This window comes from Flavobacterium sp., from assembly GCF_023151265.1.
Classification (GTDB): Bacteria; Bacteroidota; Bacteroidia; order Flavobacteriales; family Flavobacteriaceae; genus Flavobacterium.
In genome coordinates, this window is the sequence record NZ_JAKLJH010000005.1 from 1 (window position 1) to 14441 (window position 14441).

Genomic DNA, 14441 nt, shown 5'->3' on the forward strand with positions numbered 1-14441 from the left:
TAATAAATCAATTACATGTTCTTCTAATTCTTGTTTGTTGATGACGATTTTCATTCCTTGTCCACCCAACACATAAGAAGGACGAACTAATAATGGAAAGTCTAACGAATCTGCTAATTTTGAAGCTTCTTCAGCACTTTCAGCAATTCCAAACTTAGGGAATGGAATATTCAATTCGGTTAATAAATCCGAGAAACGTCCTCTGTCTTCGGCTAAATCCAAAGCATCGAATGAAGTTCCTAAAATTTTGATTCCGTATTTTGCTAATTTTTCAGCTAATTTCAAAGCGGTTTGTCCACCTAACTGAACGATTACTCCTTCAGGTTTTTCATGTTGGATGATATCGTAGATATGTTCCCAAAAAACTGGCTCGAAATATAATTTATCAGCCGTATCAAAATCGGTAGAAACCGTTTCTGGATTACAGTTAATCATGATGGTTTCATAACCACATTCTTTTGCTGCTAAAACTCCGTGAACACAAGAATAATCAAACTCGATTCCTTGTCCAATTCGGTTTGGTCCAGAACCTAAAACCACTACTTTCTTTTTATCAGTAACAATACTTTCGTTGTGAACGTATTTCGTTCCGTCTGCTTTTTCAATTTCAGCTTCAAAAGTCGAGTAGAAATAAGGTGTTACTGCTTTAAATTCTGCCGCACACGTATCTACTAATTTGTAAACACGTTTGATATTTTGTTCGTCACGCAGTTTGTGTACTTGACTTTCCAAACAACCCATCATGTGAGCAATTTGACGGTCTCCGTATCCTTTTTGTTTTGCTTCTAACAGCAATTCTCTAGGTAATGTATCTACTTTATAATTCGAAATTTCTCTTTCTAAATGGAATAATTCTTCATACTGTTTTAAGAACCACATATCGATTTTAGTAATCTCATGAATTCTGCTCAATGGAATTCCCATCGCGATGGCATCATAAATTACGAAAACTCTATCCCAACTCGCAAAAGTTAATTTTTCGATGATTTGTTCGTAGTTTTTATAACCTTTTCCGTCAGCTCCTAACCCGTTACGTTTGATTTCTAAGGACTGAGTTGCTTTGTGAAGTGCTTCTTGAAACGAACGTCCAATTCCCATTACTTCTCCTACCGATTTCATTTGAAGTCCTAATGTTCTATCAGAACCTTCAAATTTATCGAAGTTCCATCTTGGTATTTTTACGATTACATAATCTAACGTTGGTTCAAATAAAGCCGAAGTTGATTTTGTAATTTGATTTTGTAATTCATCTAGGTTGTATCCTAAAGCTAATTTCGATGCGATTTTTGCAATTGGATAACCCGTAGCTTTTGAAGCTAATGCCGAAGAACGCGACACACGAGGATTAATCTCAATCGCTACAATATCTTCTTTATCATCTGGTGAAACTGCGAATTGTACGTTACAACCTCCCGCAAAATTTCCGATTGAGCGCATCATTAAAATAGCCATATCACGCATTTTTTGGAATGTCGTATCTGATAAAGTCATTGCTGGCGCTACTGTAATCGAATCTCCTGTATGAATTCCCATTGGGTCCATATTTTCAATTGTACAGATGATTACCACGTTGTCGTTGCTGTCACGTAATAACTCTAATTCGTATTCTTTCCAACCCATTAAAGCCTTATCAATTAAGACTTCGTGAATTGGAGAAGCTTCTAATCCGTAAGTTAAAGCACCATCAAAATCTTCTTTTTTGTAAACAATTGCTGCTCCAGTTCCTCCTAACGTAAACGAAGGACGAATTACCAATGGAAAACCAAATTCCTGAGCAATTTCTTTTCCTTGTAAGAAAGAATTAGCCGTTTTAGCAGGCGCTTGCGGAATTCCGATTTTGTGTAATGTTGATAGCATTGATATCTACACCAATTAATCTTACGTTGAAATCTTTCCAAATTCCTTTTTCATCGGCTTCAATCGCTAAATTAAGTGCCGTTTGCCCACCCATTGTTGGTAAAACAGCATCAATTTGTGGATGCGCTTTTAAGATTTCGATGATTGATTTTGTGGTAAGTGGTTTTAAATAAACATGATCGGCCATTGATGGGTCGGTCATAATCGTTGCAGGATTTGAGTTGATTAAGATAACTTCAATTCCTTCTTCTCTTAATGAACGCGCTGATTGAGAACCTGCGTAGTCGAATTCGCAAGCTTGACCAATAACGATAGGTCCAGATCCAATAATTAAAACCGATTTGATTGTGGTGTCTTTAGGCATTGTGTTGTTGTTTTGTTGTTGTGGGTTGTAGTTATATTGTGATTATAAAATTACTAATTTTCAAAGAGTTGCACTGAAAAGAGCGTTAAAACTTATTCAAATTTTATAAACAGTTTAAAAAAAAGCCGCTACTAATAAAAGTAACGGCTGATATATTGTTTTAAGCTAAAACATTATTTTTTGTGTCTTGGTTCGCAAGAAACAGTTAATTTATGTCTTCCTTTAGCTCTTCTACGAGCAAGCACTTTTCTTCCATTAGCAGAAGCCATTCTATCCATGAAACCGTGCTTATTTCTTCTTTTTCTTTTTGATGGTTGAAACGTTCTCTTACTCATTGTAGTATCTTTTAAAATCTATAAATAAAAATCTTTTTTAAAACTCATAGGTTTCCTATCCTGAAAACCGAGTGCAAATATACAAAGACTTTTTTCATTCGCAAGTACTTTTTTAAAAATATTTTTAATTCATTTTATTATCTTTGCACACAACAAATATACACTATAATGTTTCATAAAAATATCAAATTAGTTTTAGCAGCGTTAGTTATTGCTTTCGGAATTTATCAATTCACGGAAAACAACATAGGTAATGGTATCTTTTTATTATTATTTTCAACCATTTTTATTTTCTTATACTTTAAAAACGAATTTATTTTATTAGCTTTTTTAAAATTAAGAAAGCAAGATTTTCCTGGAGCACAAAAGTGGTTATCGCACATTAAAAACCCAGAAGCGGCTTTAGTGAAAAAACAACAAGGTTATTTCAATTACTTACACGGCTTAATGGTTTCGCAAACGAATTTAATTGAAGCTGAAAAATATTTCAAAAAAGCAATTGCTCTTGGCTTATCAATGGATCAAGATTTAGCTTTAGCGAAATTACAATTAGCAGGTATTGCCATGACAAGAAGAAGAAAATTGGAAGCAACCAATTTATTGAACGAAGCTAAGAAATTAGACAAACAAAACATGTTGAAAGATCAGATTAAAATGATGAAAGATCAAATGAAAAAAATGTAACTATTTCATCTTCAATACAAAAAAGCACCTTTTGGTGCTTTTTTTGTTTATTTATCGAGTTATCTTTTCGTTTGACGAGTTTTTTAGCTTTAAATATTTCTTTTTCATAGTTTAGCTAAGTAAAAAATAAAAATTTCCCTAAAATTAAATATCCACTATAATTTTTATGAGAAGATTTATTCTAAAAAAATGGAAAAGGGGAAATTCCAACTTTTAAAAAATCTACTAAATAAACATGAAAAGATTAAAAGTTATAGTGGTTTTTTAGTCCGTAAAAAATGTTTACGTTTTTAGAAATTAATTTCTTAAAAAAAGCGTAACATTAAAAATTCATACAGAAAAGCAAGCTTTTGAGTTTTTTAAATTCTACTCTATCCTCTCAAAAATTTATTGATTTTCTGTATGATTTTTATTTTCCCAATAACATCTTTCCGGCAATTAACAAAAGAATAAATCCAAATACTTTCTTCAACATTTTTTGGTCTAAATTAACTGCCATTTTACTTCCGAAATAACCTCCGATAACGAAAAATACCGCAATTATTCCCACATAACGCCAATCAATGTAGCCTTCTTTATGATAAGTATATACAGCAATTGCAGTAACTGGAACCACTAAAACCGCTAAACTAGTTCCTTGAGCTTGATGCTGATTGAATCCAAGAAGCAAAACCAACAAAGGCACCATAATTACACCACCACCTACTCCAACCAATCCGCTTAGAATACCAGCTAATATTCCAATTAAGACTAAAGATAGCACTACTTGAATATCCATTGGTCGCTTATTGTTTGTTATATCCTGAAGTTGGGATTTCGATTTCATATTTTTTTCCTGAAGTGTTTGTTAGTTTTTTATCGCGTAACCAAGGATTGTGAATTTTTAAAATTTTATAATTTACCCCTTGTGTTTTGGCAAACTTTGCTAAATCGGTAATTGAAGAATCAATTACTATTTTTTTCGTTGGAATAGTATAATACAAAGCCTCTTTTGGAATTGAAAAACCATACTTATCTGATTTCGACATAATTTCTTTCAAAGCTAAAATTCTAAAAACGTAACGCGAAGTTTCTTCAGTAAGTAACAAATCGTAATAATTATCAACTTGTTGCTCTTCCATTTTTTTGGAAATTCCGTTCATTCCACCATTATATGAAGCCGCTGCTAACGTCCAAGAACCGAATTTTTCTTTCGCACTTAATAAATACTTACAAGCCGCTTCGGTTGATTTTTCTAAATGATAGCGTTCGTCTACCTCATCACTTACTTCCATTCCTTTTTCTTTAGCGGTTGCTGGCATAAATTGCCAAACACCTCTTGCTCCTGCAGGAGAAACCGCATTCACTAAACTACTTTCAATAACTGCCAAATATTTGAAATCATCAGGCACTCCATATTTTGCAAGAATGGGTTCAATTATTGGGAACACTTTATTAGCACGTTTGATTACCAAAGTAGTATTCGTGTGATAATTCATATTGGTAATCATTTCTTTATCCAAACGCTCTTGAACATCGGCCATAAACGTTGGCACTTCTTCACCCGAAAAATCCATTTTTAAACTATAACCTACTGGCGAATATTTCGTATCATTTGAAACTACTCCATAAATAAGAAAACTTGCTAAAAGAGCAACCGTTCCTAAAATCACTATCTTCTTCATATGCTTTTTCATTTTTTAATCGTTTAGAATTAATTTAGGTAAATTTTCATTCAACCACTTGAATTTATTAATTATCATGATATGAGTTCCGCCTTTTACAACAATACATTTTTCAATGTTTTTGATTGGGAAAACCTCATCCGCATCACCATGAACATGAATTACCGATTCGTTTACTTCTTTTTGTTTCCAACACAAAATAGTTTCAATAGCCCAATCTAAATATTTCTTATCTCGAACCGATAAATATTTCTCATATAACTTTAATCGCTTCGCTACGATGTTATCGCCAAATGCATATTTAACCAATTTTTCAATATCAGCTAAAAGTTGGGTTGGAATTAACTTATACGCTTTTGTTGTCTTCGCGACTTTAAAACGCTGTGGAAATTCGGTATTGGATTTTACACTTGAAATGATAATTACTTTACGAACTTTCATTTGCTTGGCCATTTCCTGCACCAAAACACCACCAAAAGAAACTCCAACTAAAACCGGATTTTCATCTTGAATTTGCTCCGTCATTCGAAGTGCGTAACTTTCGATACTTTCTTTATCATTAGGCAAAAACCATTCCAAAAAATGCATTTCAAATTGGTCTTCTGGTAATTTTATATTTTCGAAAATTGTAGGACTTGCAGCCAAGCCAGGCATAAAATAAACTGGAATCTTACTCATTACCATTATTTTAAAAAAGTTTCGTAAATTTGCACCTTAATTGAAAGGCATCATGGAAATCAAAGATAATGAACTTTTAAGACAATTTGAAGTTATTTCCGAAACTGGATTGGTTTCAATCGAGTATTCTATTCAAGAACGCAAGTTGTTTTTGACTAAATTTTGCAGCAATAATAACGAAGATGAAGAGTTACACAACGAATTTATCAAAACAGTTTTAGAGATTGCGCAAGATCGAAAATTAAAAGTAGTTCCAACACACGCAAAATTTATCAGTTTCTTTAGAAAGAATCGAAAATTTCAAGAAATGTTGCCTCCTGGAATTAAGATTTAATTCTAAGAAAAATCCCAAGTCTATTAAACTTGGGATTTTTTTTATGCTTCTACGTTAAGAAATTCCATTCTTACGCTTCCGTCTTCGTCAATCTTGGTTAGATTAATTTCGTGCAATGTATTTACTAATTCTGGATTCCAAGGTGTTTTTACTTTTACGTAATTTTCTGTAAATCCGTGAATATAGCCTTCTTTGTTTTCACTTTCGAATAAAACGGTTCGGTTGGTTCCAATTTGACTTTCATAAAATGCTCTTCTTTTCTTAACCGAAAGTCCGCGTAGCATTTTACTTCTTTTCGAACGTACATTCATTGGCACTACACCATCCATTTCTACCGCTTCGGTATTATCTCTTTCCGAATAGGTAAAAACGTGTAAATATGAAATATCTAAATCATTTAAGAAATGATAGGTTTCTAAGAAATGTTCATCGGTTTCACCTGGAAATCCTACAATAACATCGACACCAATACAAGCATGAGGCATTACTTCACGAATTTTAGCTACTCGTTCTGTATAGACTTCACGCAAATAACGACGCTTCATTTTTTTCAAAACATCATTAGAACCCGATTGTAGCGGAATGTGAAAATGCGGCACAAATGTGCGACTTTGTGACACGAATTCAATAGTTTCGTTTTTCAATAGATTAGGTTCGATGGAAGAAATTCGCAAACGTTCGATTCCTTCTACTTCATCTAATGCTTTTACTAAATCTAAGAAAGTGTGTTCGTGTTTTTTATTTCCGAATTCACCTTTTCCGTAATCGCCAATATTTACTCCAGTTAAAACAATTTCTTTGATACCTTGTTCTGAAATTTCTTTAGCATTTTTCAATACATTTTCTAATGCATCACTTCTAGAAATTCCACGAGCTAATGGAATCGTACAATAGGTACATTTATAATCGCAACCATCTTGTACTTTTAAGAAAGCACGCGTTCTGTCGCCAATTGAATAACTTCCTACATAAAAATCGGCTTCTTCGATTTCGCAGGAATGGACTTCACCCATGTCGTTTTTCGACAAGTCATTAATATAATCTGTGATTTTGAATTTTTCTGTTGCACCTAAAACCAAATCCACACCATCAACTGCAGCCAATTCTTCTGGTTTTAATTGAGCATAACAACCCACCGCAGCAACAAACGCTTTATCATTCAGCTTCATTGCTTTTTTAACAATCTGCTTGAATTGTTTATCGGCATTATCCGTAACCGAACACGTATTGATTACATAAATATCTGCAATTTCTTCGAAATCAACTCGTTCAAAACCTTCATTTTGAAAATCACGTGCAATAGTAGACGTTTCTGAGAAGTTCAATTTGCATCCTAAAGTGTAGAATGCGACTTTTTTCTTGTTTTCCATAAGTAAAACTCAATTAATGAAATCGTTGTCAAAAAATTGAGAGTGCAAAGATAGATAAATTTGAAAATTATTTCATTTGAAAATTTGAAAATGTAATTAGAGTCAAAGTAATTTTCAAATCAATACATCTTCAAATTTTCAAATTAATTACTCTTTTCTATACTTCTTTGTTTCTTCAAAAACGTGTTCTAAAATTTTAGCATCTTGTTCCGTAAATTCTACATGACGGCGACTCATTACAATTTTAGCGGTTTCGAAAGCTTTTTTAGTGATGTAAGTGGTGAATCCTGAAGCGCCACCCCATGAAAAACTTGGTACAAAATTTCTTGGAAATCCAGAGCCAAAAATATTCGTTGAAACACCAACTACTGTTCCTGTGTTAAACATTGTGTTTATACCACATTTACTGTGATCGCCCATCATTAATCCGCAGAATTGCAAGCCTGTTCTTGCAAAGCCTTCCGTTACATAACTCCATAAACGCACTTCTTCGTAGTTGTTTTTTAAGTTGGAATTATTCGAATCGGCACCGATGTTACACCATTCACCCAAAACCGAATTTCCTAAAAATCCGTCATGACCTTTATTAGAATACCCGAATAAAACCGAGTTATTTACTTCTCCACCAATACGACAATGAGGCCCAACAGTTGTTGCTCCGTAGACTTTTGTCGCTAATTTTACTTGCGCTTCTTCACACAAAGCAAACGGCCCTCGAATAACCGAACCTTCCATGATTTCAGCATTCTTTCCGATGTAAATTGGTCCGGTTGAAGCGTTTAAGGTTACGAATTCCAACTTCGCTCCTTCTTCAATAAAGATGTTCTCTGGAGCAATTACATTTACGCTTTTTGGAATTGGTTGTGAAAATCTATCTTCTGTAAGTAATTCAAAATCTTCGCGAATTGCGGCATCATTCTTTGCGAAAATATCCCAAGTGTTTTCAATTCTTAAAACGTCACCTTCGTATTCAATTAGTTCATATTCATCAAAATCGATATCTTCTTGCGTATCATGCGAGTGAAAAGCGATGATTTCTTCACCAAAAAGAATCGCTTCTTTTGGATTCAGATTTTGAACCATATCAATTAAAATCGGATTAGGTAAAAACGAAGCATTAATCATGATGTTTTCTTCCATTTCTACCATTGGATATTTCTCCATCAAATACTCTTCAGTAAGCGTTGTGGTGGTATATCCCAAATATTTTTCCCATTTTTCACGAATGGTTAAAATTCCGATACGAATATCAGCTACAGGACGCGTAAAAGTAAAAGGGAGTAATGCATTGCGAACGGTTCCGTCAAAAAGTATGTAGTTCATATTTTAATATTTTGTTGAGACAAGTCGGTGATTTGTCTGTACTTTTAATTTTTATTAGATTGTAAATTCAAAAATACAATTTATTCCATAAAAAAAGCTTCACAAAATGTGAAGCTTTCTTATTATTTTGGAAAAGCGAAAAATTATTTAGCTTTTTTAGCGTATTTGCTGTTGAATTTATCGATACGACCTGCAGTATCAATAAGTTTAGATTTACCTGTGTAAAAAGGGTGAGACGTTCTAGAAATCTCCATTTTGAAAACTGGATACTCAACACCTTCGTGAGTAATAGTTTCTTTAGTTTCTACTGTAGATTTAGTGATAAAAACATCCTCATTTGACATGTCTTTGAAAGCAACTAATCTGTAATTTTCTGGGTGAATACCTTTTTTCATTTTGTAAATCTTTTATTAAGCGATTATAACTTGTTCCGCGGCTTTATTTCTATAAAGGTGTAAACATTTTATAACCTTTTGGTTTATAAACTTTTTTATTTGAGAGTGCAAAATTACATTTAATTTTTAATTTACCAATGTTTCTGTAACTTTTTTTTATTTTTTAACTCTTATATTACAACGATTAGAATTCTTATATTTGTAAATTAATTAAACCAGAACAAACTATGAACGAAATTATCAAAAAAAACGGAATTAACTTTGGTATTACATTAGGTGTATTAGGTATCGCATCTCAAATGATTGTGTATGCAATGGGAGGTGTTTCTAAAGAAAATGCAATATTAAATTCAATACTTCAATTTGTGTTTTGGCTAGCTTTCCTAGCAATAAGAATTGTTCAATGTAACAAAACAAAAAAAGAGTTTAACGGTTTTATTTCTCTAAAAGAATTATTTACAACACTAACAGTTACTGTAATTATTGGAATCTTGATTTCACAATCATTCACTTTTTTATTCAATAACTTTATTGATGTAGAATACGGAAATGCCATGAATGAATTCATGAACGAACAACAAATTGTAGCTCAGAATGCTATGAAAAGCTTCACAAAAGTTACTAGTGAAGACCTAAAGAAAATTGCAGAAACTAATAATTTTTCCATATTAAATATTCTACAAGGAACATTGATTGCTTTTTTACTTTCATCAGTTATGAACTTAATTTTAGCAGCAATCTTCAAAAAAAATCAACCTGTATTCTAAATAAATGAATTTATCCATAGTTATCCCATTATTAAACGAACAAGAATCGTTACCCGAATTACACAATTGGATTGTGAAAGTGATGCAAGCGCATAACTATTCCTATGAAATCCTATTTATTGATGATGGTAGTACTGATGAATCTTGGAATGTTATTCAAAAATTATCTAATCAAAATTCAAATGTAAAAGGCATCCGTTTTCTTAGAAATTATGGAAAATCACAAGCCTTACATGCTGGTTTTGCAAAAGCACAAGGTGATGTAGTAATTACCATGGATGCCGATTTACAAGATAGTCCAGATGAAATTCCAGAATTATTCCGTTTAATTAAAGAAGATAATTATGATTTGATTTCAGGTTGGAAGAAAAAGCGTTATGATTCTGTAGTAGCGAAAAATATTCCGTCTAAATTATTCAATTGGGCAGCTAGAAAAACGTCTGGTGTTCATTTAAATGATTTCAATTGCGGATTAAAAGCATACAAAAATATTGTCATCAAAAACATAGAAGTTTCAGGCGAAATGCACCGCTACATTCCTGTTTTAGCAAAAAATGCTGGATTTGGGAAAATCGGTGAAAAAGTGGTTATTCATCAAGCTAGAAAATACGGAAGTTCTAAATTTGGAATGAGCCGTTTTATCAATGGTTTCTTAGATTTAATTACAATTTGGTTTCTTTCTACTTTTGGAAAACGACCAATGCATCTTTTCGGATTATTAGGTTCTATTATGTTTGTGATTGGATTTTTATTCGCTTTCTATTTAGGAATCGACAAATTATTCATCAACACTTCAGGAAGATTAATTACGGAAAGACCGCAATTTTATTTATCGTTAACCGCAATGTTAATTGGAACGCAATTATTCTTAGCCGGATTTTTAGGTGAAATTATCCTACGAACCAAAAACAACGAAGAACGTTATAAGATTTCAGAAGTATTATAACTTGAGGTCACAATTTGCGACCTCAAGTTTAATCAAAAATAAATATCCTTATCAAGATTAAAAATGCATATCGAACAAAGTATTTTAAACAAAGTAAACGAGTGGTTAACCCCAACATTTGACGAAGTAACTCGAAACGCTATAGAAGAAATGATGACTTCGGCTCCAAAAGAGTTAGAAGAAAGTTTCTATAAAAATTTAGAGTTTGGAACAGGCGGAATGCGCGGCGTTATGGGTGTTGGAACCAATCGTATCAACAAATATACATTAGGTAAAAACACGCAAGGATTATCGGATTATTTACACAAATCGTTTCCAAACGAACAATTAAAAGTAGCAATTGCTTATGATTGTCGCCATAACAGTGATACCTTAGCTAAAGTAGTTGCAGATGTTTTCTCTGCAAACGGGATTCACGTGTATTTGTTTTCGGATATGCGTCCTACTCCTGAATTATCATTTGCGGTTCGTTATTTGAATTGCCATGCTGGAATTGTTTTAACGGCTTCTCACAATCCGCCAGAATACAACGGATACAAAGTATATTGGCAAGATGGTGGTCAATTAGTACCGCCTCAAGATGCCGAAATTATCAAAGTAATTGAAGATTTAAAATACAGTGATATTAAATTCGAAGCGAATAACGATTTAATTGAATATATCGATACTGAAGTAGATGAAGCTTTCGCGAAATCAACTGTTGAAAATGCAAGTTTCAATACGCCAACTGAAGCTAAAGCGAATTTAAAAATTGTTTACACTTCTTTACATGGAACTTCAATTAAAGCGATTCCAAATGTATTGGCAAAAGCTGGCTATACCGATGTTAACATCGTTCCTGAACAAGCGGAACCTAATGGTGATTTCCCAACCGTAGTTTCTCCAAATCCAGAAGAACCAGAAGCATTGTCGATGGCAATTTCTTTGGCAGAAAAAATTGGTGCGGATATAGTCGTTGGAACTGACCCAGATTCTGACCGCTTAGGAGTTGCTGTTCGTGATTTAGATGGGAAAATCAAATTATTGAATGGAAACCAAACAATGGTTATCATGACCGCATTCCTATTAGAACAATGGAAACGCGCTGATAAATTCCAAGGAAATGAATTTATTGGTTCGACTATCGTTTCTACGCCAATGATGTTAGAATTAGCAGCAGCTTATGATGTGGAATGTAAAGTAGGATTAACAGGTTTCAAATGGATTGCGAAATTTATTAAAGATTTCCCAAATCAAAAGTTTGTAGGTGGTGGTGAAGAAAGTTTTGGTTTTATGGTAGGCGATGCTGTTCGCGATAAAGATGCGGTTGCCGCTATTTTATTAGTAAGCGAAATTGCAGCTCAAGCTAAGGCTTCTGGAAGTTCGTTATATCAAGAATTATTGAATTTATATATTGATTTCGGTTTTTACAAAGAATCATTGATTTCAATTACCAAAAAAGGAATTGAAGGTGCCAACGAAATCAAACAAATGATGATTGATTTACGCGAAAATCCAATGAAAGAAATCAACGGACAACGTGTGATTTGCATTGAAGATTATCAAGCTTCGAAAGGAAAAGACTTTATGAATAACGAAGAATTTGAAATCAATATTCCAAAATCAAACGTATTAATTTACTATTTAGAAGATGGAAGCAAAATCTGTGCAAGACCAAGTGGTACCGAACCAAAAATTAAATTCTATTTCAGCGTAAATGGAATTTTAGATACGATTGAAAACGCTGAATCAGTTGAAAAAGAATTAGATAACAAAATTGCAGGAATTATTTCGGCAATGAAATTAAACTAAATGGACGAAAATTTTAAAAAGATAATTCCTTTTGCGCTAAACTATAAAAGAGATGTTACATTAAACATTATTTTCAACGTTTTGTACGCTTTATTTAGCACGCTATTAATGGTTTCATTAATGCCTACACTTGATGTTATTTTTGACAAAGGCGAAAAAGTCCAAACTAAACCTATTTATACTGGAATTGAAAACATAAAAGATTACGGAGTCGATTATTTAAACTATATTATTACAAGCGTTTCTGATGAACATGGAAAACAAAATGCTTTATTACTTGTAATAGGAATTGTATTAATAACTGCATTACTAAAAAACTTGTTTAATTACTTAGCATCGAGACATGTTACTGCTCTACGTAATGGAGTGCTACGCGATTTAAGACAAAAATTATATAAAAAAATAATTCATCTACCAATTTCGTATTACTCAGACAAACGTAAAGGAGATGTAATGGCGCGAATGCTTGGAGACGTAGCAGAAGTACAAAATTCTTTCTTCCAAATTCTTGAATTAATTGTTAGAGAGCCATTAACTATTATCTTTTCAATTGTAGCTATGCTTGCCATTAGTGCAGAACTAACATTGTTTGTATTTTTATTCATCCCAATTTCCGGATTTATCATTTCAAGAATTGGGAAAAGCTTAAAATCAAAATCTCAACGTGCACAACAAGAATCAGGAATTTTCATATCAACTCTTGATGAAACATTAGGCGGATTAAAAGTGGTTAAAGGATTTAATGCCGAAAATATTTTTATTTTAAAATTTAATGAATCTATTAATCGATTATTAAAATTATCTAACAGCATTTCTAATAAAAATAATTTAGCTTCACCAATGAGTGAATTTTTAGGTATTGTAACCATAGGTACATTACTTTGGTATGGTGGGAAATTAGTTTTAATAGACCAAACTTTAAGCAGCACAGCTTTTATAACCTACATTGCCTTAGCTTATACGATTTTAACTCCAGCTAAAGCAATTTCGAAAGCTTCGTATCAAGTAAAAAGTGGTTTAGCTGCTGCCGAGAGAGTATTCTTTTTATTAGAACAAGAAAACACAATTACAAACAAAACTGATGCAGTCGTAAAAACTTCTTTTGAAGATAAAATAGCTATTGAAAATATCAATTTCAGATATGCAGAAGAAAATGTATTGAAAAACTTCTCTTTGGAAATTCCTAAAGGGAAAACTGTGGCCTTAGTTGGACAATCTGGTTCTGGAAAAAGTACCATTGCCAATTTATTGACTCGTTTTTATGATGTTCAAGAAGGAACCGTAAAAATTGATGGAATCGACATCAAAGATATGACGTTAGAATCGCTTCGTGATTTGATGGGATTAGTTACCCAAGATTCGATTTTGTTTAATGACACCATTAAAAATAATATTCGTTTAGGGAAAGAAGATGCAACAGACGAAGAAATTATTGCGGCTTTAAAAGTAGCTAATGCATACGAATTCGTAAAAGATTTACCTAACGGAATTGAAACCAATATTGGTGATGCTGGAGGAAAACTTTCGGGCGGACAAAAACAACGTTTATCGATTGCGAGAGCCGTTTTGAAAAATCCACCAATCATGATTTTAGATGAAGCAACTTCGGCTTTGGATACCGAAAGTGAAAAATTTGTTCAAGTGGCCTTAGAAAATATGATGCAAAACCGTACGTCAATTGTAATCGCTCACCGTTTATCTACAATTCAAAAAGCAGATAAAATTGTGGTAATGCACAAAGGTGAAATCGTTGAACAAGGAACACACGATGAATTATTAGCTTTGAATGGCACGTATTCGAAGTTAGTGATGATGCAGAGTTTTGAATAAAAGTTAGGAGTTGGGAGATGGAAGTTAGGAGTTTAGCAAAATAAATTAATCTCATTTCAAGATTTTTTAGATTATGTAAATTTCTTAAATCTGTGTTCCAAAA

The 14441-nt window shown here is 32.8% G+C and carries 13 protein-coding genes and 1 pseudogene; 6 read left to right on the top strand and 8 right to left on the bottom strand.

The genetic code is table 11. The features are described from left to right. Positions 1–2221 (bottom strand): annotated as a pseudogene (gene carB, locus L6Q46_RS00840) (carbamoyl-phosphate synthase large subunit); the annotation flags it as partial. 173 nt (positions 2222–2394) lie between these two features. Continuing rightward, on the bottom strand, positions 2395–2556 hold the full coding sequence (rpmH, locus tag L6Q46_RS00845) for a 50S ribosomal protein L34 (protein ID WP_007136275.1): 162 nt from the start codon (positions 2554–2556) through the stop codon (positions 2395–2397). A gap of 168 nt (positions 2557–2724) precedes the next feature. On the opposite strand from rpmH, the gene L6Q46_RS00850 reads away from it, so the two are divergent. Continuing rightward, positions 2725–3240, top strand: a complete 516-nt coding sequence (locus L6Q46_RS00850) for a DUF2892 domain-containing protein (protein WP_291282696.1) — start codon at positions 2725–2727, stop codon at positions 3238–3240. Between the two features lie 409 nt (positions 3241–3649). Here the strand turns inward: L6Q46_RS00850 and L6Q46_RS00855 are convergent, their stop codons facing one another. The 3 genes from L6Q46_RS00855 to L6Q46_RS00865 are packed head-to-tail and all read right to left on the bottom strand — an operon-like array spanning position 3650 to position 5582. After that, on the bottom strand, positions 3650–4018 hold the full coding sequence (locus L6Q46_RS00855) for a sulfite exporter TauE/SafE family protein (protein ID WP_291282732.1): 369 nt from the start codon (positions 4016–4018) through the stop codon (positions 3650–3652). 7 nt (positions 4019–4025) lie between these two features. Then, on the bottom strand, positions 4026–4916 hold the full coding sequence (locus tag L6Q46_RS00860) for a lytic transglycosylase domain-containing protein (RefSeq protein WP_291282697.1): 891 nt from the start codon (positions 4914–4916) through the stop codon (positions 4026–4028). Between the two features lie 3 nt (positions 4917–4919). Beyond that, the gene (locus L6Q46_RS00865) at positions 4920–5582 is read right to left on the bottom strand and encodes an alpha/beta hydrolase (RefSeq protein ID WP_291282698.1); all 663 of its coding nucleotides are present in this window, start codon (positions 5580–5582) and stop codon (positions 4920–4922) included. A 52-nt stretch (positions 5583–5634) separates the two neighbouring features. Here L6Q46_RS00865 and L6Q46_RS00870 point away from each other — a divergent pair, with 52 nt between their 5' ends. Next, positions 5635–5916 carry an N-acetyltransferase gene (locus tag L6Q46_RS00870; RefSeq protein ID WP_291282699.1) on the top strand — a complete coding sequence of 94 codons (282 nt, stop codon included), beginning with the start codon at positions 5635–5637 and terminating at the stop codon, positions 5914–5916. 41 nt (positions 5917–5957) lie between these two features. Here the strand turns inward: L6Q46_RS00870 and mtaB are convergent, their stop codons facing one another. The 3 genes from mtaB to L6Q46_RS00885 all read right to left on the bottom strand — a co-directional run bounded on the left by mtaB (position 5958) and on the right by L6Q46_RS00885 (position 9004). Next, positions 5958–7286, bottom strand: a complete 1329-nt coding sequence (mtaB, locus tag L6Q46_RS00875) for a tRNA (N(6)-L-threonylcarbamoyladenosine(37)-C(2))-methylthiotransferase MtaB (protein ID WP_291282700.1) — start codon at positions 7284–7286, stop codon at positions 5958–5960. Positions 7287–7433: 147 nt separating this feature from the next. Then, the gene (locus tag L6Q46_RS00880; RefSeq protein ID WP_291282701.1) at positions 7434–8609 is read right to left on the bottom strand and encodes a GlmU family protein; all 1176 of its coding nucleotides are present in this window, start codon (positions 8607–8609) and stop codon (positions 7434–7436) included. Between the two features lie 143 nt (positions 8610–8752). Further along, entirely contained in the window at positions 8753–9004 is a 252-nt protein-coding gene (locus tag L6Q46_RS00885; protein WP_026724762.1) for a type B 50S ribosomal protein L31, read from the bottom strand. Positions 9005–9231: 227 nt separating this feature from the next. On the opposite strand from L6Q46_RS00885, the gene L6Q46_RS00890 reads away from it, so the two are divergent. The 4 genes from L6Q46_RS00890 (at position 9232) to L6Q46_RS00905 (ending at position 14338) form a co-directional block, all read left to right on the top strand. Next, positions 9232–9771 (top strand): DUF4199 domain-containing protein, encoded by a 540-nt coding sequence (locus L6Q46_RS00890; protein WP_291282702.1) that lies wholly within the window; start codon positions 9232–9234, stop codon positions 9769–9771. Positions 9772–9775: 4 nt separating this feature from the next. After that, complete coding sequence (locus L6Q46_RS00895; RefSeq protein ID WP_291282703.1) at positions 9776–10717, top strand: glycosyltransferase family 2 protein; 942 nt, start codon at positions 9776–9778, stop codon at positions 10715–10717. 63 nt (positions 10718–10780) lie between these two features. Further along, positions 10781–12508, top strand: a complete 1728-nt coding sequence (locus tag L6Q46_RS00900) for a phospho-sugar mutase (RefSeq protein ID WP_291282704.1) — start codon at positions 10781–10783, stop codon at positions 12506–12508. Further along, positions 12509–14338: an ABC transporter ATP-binding protein gene (locus L6Q46_RS00905; protein WP_291282705.1), complete on the top strand. Its 1830-nt coding sequence runs from the start codon at positions 12509–12511 to the stop codon at positions 14336–14338. It begins immediately after the preceding gene. Positions 14339–14441 lie beyond the last annotated feature (103 nt).

Bases quoted from the DNA above. Each gene is read 5' to 3' on its own strand.
- rpmH (WP_007136275.1), bottom strand. From the start codon at position 2,556: ATGAGTAAGAGAACGTTTCAACCATCAAAAAGAAAAAGAAGAAATAAG.
- L6Q46_RS00850 (WP_291282696.1), top strand. From the start codon at position 2,725: ATGTTTCATAAAAATATCAAATTAGTTTTAGCAGCGTTAGTTATTGCT.
- L6Q46_RS00855 (WP_291282732.1), bottom strand. From the start codon at position 4,018: ATGGATATTCAAGTAGTGCTATCTTTAGTCTTAATTGGAATATTAGCT.
- L6Q46_RS00860 (WP_291282697.1), bottom strand. From the start codon at position 4,916: ATGAAAAAGCATATGAAGAAGATAGTGATTTTAGGAACGGTTGCTCTT.
- L6Q46_RS00865 (WP_291282698.1), bottom strand. From the start codon at position 5,582: ATGAGTAAGATTCCAGTTTATTTTATGCCTGGCTTGGCTGCAAGTCCT.
- L6Q46_RS00870 (WP_291282699.1), top strand. From the start codon at position 5,635: ATGGAAATCAAAGATAATGAACTTTTAAGACAATTTGAAGTTATTTCC.
- mtaB (WP_291282700.1), bottom strand. From the start codon at position 7,286: ATGGAAAACAAGAAAAAAGTCGCATTCTACACTTTAGGATGCAAATTG.
- L6Q46_RS00880 (WP_291282701.1), bottom strand. From the start codon at position 8,609: ATGAACTACATACTTTTTGACGGAACCGTTCGCAATGCATTACTCCCT.
- L6Q46_RS00885 (WP_026724762.1), bottom strand. From the start codon at position 9,004: ATGAAAAAAGGTATTCACCCAGAAAATTACAGATTAGTTGCTTTCAAA.
- L6Q46_RS00890 (WP_291282702.1), top strand. From the start codon at position 9,232: ATGAACGAAATTATCAAAAAAAACGGAATTAACTTTGGTATTACATTA.
- L6Q46_RS00895 (WP_291282703.1), top strand. From the start codon at position 9,776: ATGAATTTATCCATAGTTATCCCATTATTAAACGAACAAGAATCGTTA.
- L6Q46_RS00900 (WP_291282704.1), top strand. From the start codon at position 10,781: ATGCATATCGAACAAAGTATTTTAAACAAAGTAAACGAGTGGTTAACC.
- L6Q46_RS00905 (WP_291282705.1), top strand. From the start codon at position 12,509: ATGGACGAAAATTTTAAAAAGATAATTCCTTTTGCGCTAAACTATAAA.